Consider the following 6,280-nt stretch of genomic DNA (forward strand, 5'->3'; position numbering starts at 1 on the left):
CCCGCGTCGCGCGACCCGGCGTCCAGCAGGGTGTACGCGGACAGGTGCAGGTGCCCGGCGTCGGGCGTCGCCGCCAGGGCCCAGTCGACCTGCGCGGCGGTCAGCCGCAGGTTCGCCCCGCGCTGGCTGATCATCGTCCGCTCGCCGCCGTGGGCGAGCACGATCACCGTCCCGGTCGGATACCCCTCGTGCCGCTCCACCGCGCAGGTGACGCCCATCCGGGCCAGCTCGGCGACCCGCTCCCGGCCCGTCTCGTCGTCGCCCACCGCGGCGATCAGCGTGACCTGCGCCCCCTGCGCGGCGAGCCAGGCCGCCGTGTTCGCCGCCTGGCCGCCGCCGCTGAACCGGATCCCGGCGGCGGTGTCCGAGCCGGTGGCGAGCGGCCCGGAGAGCACCGCCACCACGTCGGTGATCACGTCGCCGACCACGACGATGCGCGGACTCATGCCGCGGTGCGGCGGGCCGCCGCGGCGACCGCGATCCGGGCGGCCAGGTCGGCGTTGCGCAGGATGATCCGGACGTTCACCGCCAGGCTGGCGCCCTCGGTGGCCGAGTGGAAGTGGGCCAGCAGGAACGGGGTGACCGCCTTGCCGGTGACCCCGTCCCGGGCCAGCAGGGCCAGCCCGTCGGCCAGGGTGCGGTCGTGCAGCGCCGGGTCGAGCTGCTCGTCGACCGGCAGCGGGTGGGCCACGATCAGCCCGCCCTGGTGCACGCCCTGCGCCTCCCGGGCCAGCAGCACGTCGGCCACCTGCTCGGGCGACTCCACCGACCAGTCCAGGTCGAACCCGGCGTCGGTCAGGTAGAAGCCGGGGAAGCGGCGGGTGCGGTAGCCGACCACGCTCACCCCGAGGGTCTCCAGCCGCTCCAGGGTGGCGCCGACGTCGAGGATCGACTTGACCCCGGCGCAGACCACCGCGATCGGGGTCCGGGCCAGGGTGACCAGGTCGGCCGACTCGTCGAAGGTCTGCGCCGCCTCCCGGTGCACCCCGCCCAGCCCGCCGGTGGCGAAGACCCCGATCCCGGCGGCCGCGGCCACCGCGCTGGTCGCGGCCACCGTGGTCGCGCCGTCCGCGCCGGTCGCCGCCGCCACCGCGAGATCGCGTACGGAGAGCTTGCTCACCCCGTCGACCGTGGCAAGCCGGGTCAGCTGGGCGTCGTCCAGCCCCACGATCAGCTCGCCGGCCACCATGCCGATGGTGGCCGGGACCGCGCCCGCGTCCCGGACCGCCTGCTCGATCTGCCGCGCGACCAGCAGATTGTCCGGCCGGGGGAGGCCGTGCGAGACGATGGTGCTCTCCAGGGCCACGACGGGACGCCCGTCGCGCAGGGCGTCGGCCACCTCGGTGCCGAAACTGATGTGAAAGTTGGTCACTTCCGTTACGGTACGGGCCGCCCTCCGGCCGACCTGCGGTGGACCACCCCGGATCGACCTGCCAAACTGTTCAGTTGGAGGTGTACACGTGAGCACAGAGGTTCTTGAGCGTCCGGAGCTGAAGGACGCCGACACCGGTCCCGAGATGTTCCACTACGTCCGCAAGGAAAAGATCGCCGAGAGTGCCGTCATGGGCACCTTCGTGGTGGCGCTCTGCGGCGAGACGTTCCCGGTGACCAAGGCCGCCAAGCCGGGTTCGCCGGTCTGCCCGAAGTGCAAGGAGATCTACGACTCGTACGCCGAGTGATCCTGGGCGGCCGAGCCGGCCGCCCACGTACCCTGCGGCGGTGACCACCTCCACCCCCTTGCTGCTCGCCGACCTCACCGGCGTGGCGGTCTTCGCCGCCTCCGGTGCCTCCGCGGCGGTGGCGAAACGGCTCGACCTGTTCGGGGTGGTCTTCGTCGGAGTGGTCGCCGCCCTCGGTGGCGGCATCTTCCGGGACCTGGTCATCGACGAGGTTCCCCCGCTGGCCTTCGCCGACTGGCGGTACGCGGTGACCGCCGCGGCCACCGCCACCGCCGTCTTCTGGCTGCACCCCCAGCTCGCCCGGCTGCGCACCACCGTGCTGGTGCTGGACGCGGCCGGCCTCGGCCTGTTCACCGTCACCGGCACGCTCAAGGCGCTCGAGGCGCACGTGCCGGCGGTCGGCGCCTGCATGATCGGCGTGCTCACCGCGATCGGCGGCGGCCTGGGCCGGGATCTGCTCACCGGCGAGATCCCGGTGGTGCTGCGCCGGGAGATCTACGCCGTCGCCGCGCTCGCCGGCGCCGTCCTGGTGGCCCTGCTGTCGACGTACGGGCAGGCGAAGGTCGGGCCGCTGACCTGCGCCGCGGTCTTCGTCGTCGCGCTGCGTCTGATCTCCCTGCGCCGGCGCTGGTCGGCGCCCGTGCCCACGCTGCGTCCGCCGCGTACCGGCACCCGGGGTCCGCAGGGCTGACCTGCGCCGGCCCGCGCTCGCGGCGCTTGATCCACTCAGGTTGCGGCAGCTCCGCCCTTCGTCGGCGTCGAGGCCGCGCTCCGCCGCAGCGCGAGTGGATCATGGGCGGCCGGCGGTGGACCGCCCGGGCGGTCGGGGGCGCGCGGATGTGACCAGCGTGGCGTCGAGTGGGGCGAAGGGCCGCCGCTGGTTATGCTGAGTCGGCCTTCGCGGCACCCATGCGCGAGGGCGTTTTCATGGGCGGCGGTACCCGTGGCCCTCGGCTGGGCGGGGCTCGCCGCCGTGTGGAGCGGAGAGGAGCTACCCGTGGCACCGCGGTTGCCGGCGCTCGAGACGTTCCCGCCCCTGCGTGCCTGGCAACGCAAGGCGATGGTGGAGTACCTGCGCCGCCGGACCGAGGACTTCACCGCGGTCGCCACGCCCGGCGCCGGTAAGACCACGTTCGCCCTGCGGATCGCCGCCGAGCTGCTGAACGACGGCACCGTCGAGGCGGTCACCGTGGTCGCCCCCACCGAGCACCTGAAGACCCAGTGGGCCCAGTCCGCCGCCCGGGTCGGCATCCAGCTCGACGCCGCGTTCCGCAACGCCGACCTGCACTCGGCCGCCGACTTCCACGGCGCCGTCGTGACGTACGCCCAGGTCGGGATGGCCCCGCAGGTGCACCGGCGACGCACGATGACCCGGCGGACCCTGGTCATCCTCGACGAGATCCACCACGCCGGCGACTCGCGCACCTGGGGCGACGGCGTCAAGGCGGCCTTCGAGCCGGCGGTCCGCCGGCTGATGCTCACCGGTACGCCGTTCCGCTCCGACGACAACCCGATCCCGTTCGTCAGCTACGAGCGGGGCGGGGACGGGCTGCTCCGCTCCCGCGCCGACTCCGTCTACGGCTACTCCGACGCGCTGCGCGACGGCGTGGTCCGGCCGGTGCTCTTCCTGGCGTACTCGGGGGAGACCCGGTGGCGCACCAACGCCGGGGAGGAGTTGGCGGCGCGGCTGGGCGAGCCGATGACCCAGGACCTGATCGCCCAGGCATGGCGGACCGCGCTGGACCCGGCCGGCGACTGGATGCCGCAGGTGCTGCGGGCGGCCGACGCCCGGCTGACCGTGCTGCGGGACAACGGCATGCCCGACGCCGGTGGCCTGGTCATCGCCAGCGACCAGCAGGTGGCCCGCTCGTACGCGAAGCTGCTGGAGCAGGTGACCGGCGAGAGGGCCGCCGTGGTGCTCTCCGACGACCAGGGCGCCTCCGCGCGGATCGCGACGTTCGCGGCCTCCGGGCAGCGCTGGCTGGTCGCGGTCCGGATGGTGTCCGAGGGCGTCGACATCCCCCGGCTGGCGGTGGGCGTGTACGCGACCAGCGCCAGCACCCCGCTCTACTTCGCCCAGGCCATCGGCCGGTTCGTCCGGGCCCGGCGCCCCGGGGAGACCGCCTCGGTCTTCCTGCCCAGCGTGCCGCACCTGCTCGGGCTGGCCAGCGAGATGGAGGCCGAGCGGGACCACGTGCTCGGCAAGCCGAAGGACTCCGACGGGCTCGACGACGACCTGCTGGAGCGCGCCCAGCGCAACGATCAGGCCAGCGGCGAGCTGGAGAAGCGGTTCGCCGCGCTCTCCGCCACCGCCGAGCTGGACCAGGTGATCTTCGACGGTGCGTCGTTCGGCACCGCCGCCCAGGCCGGTACCCCCGAGGAGGAGGAGTATCTCGGCCTCCCTGGGCTGCTCACCGCCGACCAGGTGTCGATGCTGCTGACCAAGCGGCAGGCCGAACAGCTCGCCGCCCAGCGCCGCCGGGCCGCCCAGCGGACCGCTGAGCCCGCCGCTGAGGCCCCGGCGGCGGCGACCCCACCGATGAGTGCCGCCCAGCGCCGGGTGGCCCTGCGGCGGCAGCTGAACGCCCTGGTGGCCGCGCAGCACCACCGCACCGGCCAGCCGCACGGCAAGATCCACGCCGAGCTGCGCCGACTCTGCGGCGGTCCGCCCAGCGCCCAGGCCACCATCGAGCAGCTCGAAGAGCGCATCGCCACCGTCCAAACCCTCTGACCCGGCCCCCCGGCCCCCGTTCTTGTTGATCAAGGAGTTTGCGTCCGGACCGGGCCGGTTTCTGACGCAAACTCCTTGATCAACGGGGGTTGGCTCGGCGGACGCAAAAGCCGGCCGGAGGCCCCCAGGGGGCCTCCGGCCGGCTTTGTCGCGGTTATCTGGTTACCGGCTCAGTTCGCCATCAGATCGGCGCCACGCCAGCTGAACTCCGGGTCCGTCGCGTACCGCACGGTGATCTTCACGAGATCCTCCGCGTACTTGTTCGCGTGGTGCCCACAGAACACCAGCTCGCTCCCACCCGCCAGAGTGATCCGGAGCTTGCCGGCAGCATTGCAGCGGTCGCACCGTTCATCGGCGGCCGGGGGGGCCACCGTCTCGGGCGGCGGCGTGAGGGTCGGGGTCATCGCCTTCCTCCTCTGGTCGTCACCGATGAACACTCTCTTCGGTTGCTCACCTATCGTGCAACACCCTTCTCGGGCCCTGCCTTCCCTGTGTGCCCGTCGGGGACGGAGGTCACACCTGGCGTGGAAGACAGTGTGCCGTGCACCAAGGGTGCCACGTCAACGATCACAAACAGGCAACCGACCGATCACCAAAGAGTGTTGTACGGCTGGTGATCAAACCGACACGACTGGTTGACGTGCCCGGCTCAGTCCAGGTAGTCGCGGAGCACCTGGGAACGCGAGGGGTGCCGCAACTTGGACATGGTCTTCGACTCGATCTGACGGATGCGCTCCCGGGTCACGCCGTACACCTGGCCGATCTCGTCCAGGGTGCGCGGCTGGCCGTCGGTGAGGCCGAAGCGCAGGCGTACCACGCCCGCCTCGCGCTCGGACAGCGTCTGCAGCACCTGCTGGAGCTGGTCCTGCAGCAGCGAGAAGGAGACGGCGTCGACCGCGACCACGGCCTCCGAGTCCTCGATGAAGTCGCCGAGCTGGCTGTCACCCTCGTCGCCGATGGTCTGGTCCAGCGAGATGGGCTCCCGGGCGTACTGCTGGATCTCCAGCACCTTCTCCGGTGTGATGTCCATCTCCTTGGCCAGCTCCTCCGGGGTGGGCTCGCGGCCCAGGTCCTGGAGCAGCTCGCGCTGGATCCGGCCGAGCTTGTTGATCACCTCGACCATGTGCACCGGGATGCGGATGGTGCGGGCCTGGTCGGCCATGGCGCGGGTGATGGCCTGGCGGATCCACCAGGTGGCGTAGGTGGAGAACTTGTAGCCCTTGGTGTAGTCGAACTTCTCGACGGCGCGGATCAGGCCGAGGTTGCCCTCCTGGATCAGGTCGAGGAAGGCCATCCCGCGACCGGTGTAGCGCTTGGCCAGCGAGACGACCAGCCGAAGGTTCGCCTCCAGCAGGTGGTTCTTGGCCCGCTCACCGTCCCGGGAGATCCACAGCAGGTCACGCTGCATGTCGCGGGTGAGCTTCTCCTCGCCCTCCTCGGCGGCGCGCAGCCGCTCGGCGGCGTAGAGGCCGGCCTCGATCCGCTTGGCGAGCTCGACCTCCTGCTCGGCGTTGAGCAGCGGCACCTTGCCGATCTGCTTGAGGTAGGCCCGCACGGAGTCGGCGGAGGCGGTCAGCTCGGCGTCCCGACGCGCCTGCTTGAGCGCCTCGGACTCCTCGTCGTCCCACTCGAAGTCGTTGTCGCTGGCGGAGCTGGCCGCGTCGGCCTCCGCGGCCTGGGTGAGCTCGGCCGGCTCGTCGACCACCACGTCCTCGATCTCGGCGGCCAGCTCCTCCGGGTCGATCTCGCCCTCGGGGCCCTCGCCCTTGGCGCCGGACGTCGCCGGCTTCGCCGCGGCGGTCTTGGCCGCCACGGTCGCCTTGGTGGCGCGGGTCGTCTTGGCGGCCTTCGCCGGGGCGGCGGCCTTGGC

7 protein-coding genes are annotated in these 6,280 nt (G+C 72.4%); 3 read left to right on the forward strand and 4 right to left on the reverse strand.

What is annotated here, in order from left to right:
- Together ACWEVO_RS26775 and ACWEVO_RS26780 are read right to left on the reverse strand one after the other, a co-directional pair.
- Positions 1–446 (reverse strand): carbohydrate kinase family protein (locus ACWEVO_RS26775; RefSeq protein ID WP_452310271.1); only part of this gene is annotated, 446 nt, incomplete at its 3' end.
- A complete protein-coding gene (locus ACWEVO_RS26780; protein ID WP_452310272.1) occupies positions 443–1,372 on the reverse strand; it encodes a pseudouridine-5'-phosphate glycosidase in 930 nt (309 codons plus the stop codon). The genes ACWEVO_RS26775 and ACWEVO_RS26780, both read right to left, overlap by 4 nt.
- Before the next feature lie 88 nt (positions 1,373–1,460).
- On the opposite strand from ACWEVO_RS26780, the gene ACWEVO_RS26785 reads away from it, so the two are divergent.
- The 3 genes from ACWEVO_RS26785 (at position 1,461) to ACWEVO_RS26795 (ending at position 4,410) form a co-directional block, all read left to right on the forward strand.
- Positions 1,461–1,679 (forward strand): DUF3039 domain-containing protein, encoded by a 219-nt coding sequence (locus tag ACWEVO_RS26785; RefSeq protein WP_030502976.1) that lies wholly within the window; start codon positions 1,461–1,463, stop codon positions 1,677–1,679.
- 40 nt (positions 1,680–1,719) lie between these two features.
- Entirely contained in the window at positions 1,720–2,370 is a 651-nt protein-coding gene (locus ACWEVO_RS26790; protein WP_452310273.1) for a trimeric intracellular cation channel family protein, read from the forward strand.
- 306 nt (positions 2,371–2,676) lie between these two features.
- The gene (locus ACWEVO_RS26795) at positions 2,677–4,410 is read left to right on the forward strand and encodes a DEAD/DEAH box helicase (protein WP_452310274.1); all 1,734 of its coding nucleotides are present in this window, start codon (positions 2,677–2,679) and stop codon (positions 4,408–4,410) included.
- Positions 4,411–4,580: 170 nt separating this feature from the next.
- Here ACWEVO_RS26795 and ACWEVO_RS26800 read toward each other — a convergent pair whose 3' ends face one another.
- Entirely contained in the window at positions 4,581–4,814 is a 234-nt protein-coding gene (locus tag ACWEVO_RS26800; RefSeq protein ID WP_036374862.1) for a DUF7455 domain-containing protein, read from the reverse strand.
- A gap of 245 nt (positions 4,815–5,059) precedes the next feature.
- Positions 5,060–6,280: RNA polymerase sigma factor (locus ACWEVO_RS26805; RefSeq protein WP_452310275.1), on the reverse strand; the 1,221-nt coding region annotated here is incomplete at its 5' end.

The organism is Micromonospora sp. NPDC003776, assembly GCF_053605645.1.

Excerpts from the sequence above, each read along its gene's own strand:
- ACWEVO_RS26800 (WP_036374862.1), bottom strand. The coding sequence starts at position 4,814 with ATGACCCCGACCCTCACGCCGCCGCCCGAGACGGTGGCCCCCCCGGCC.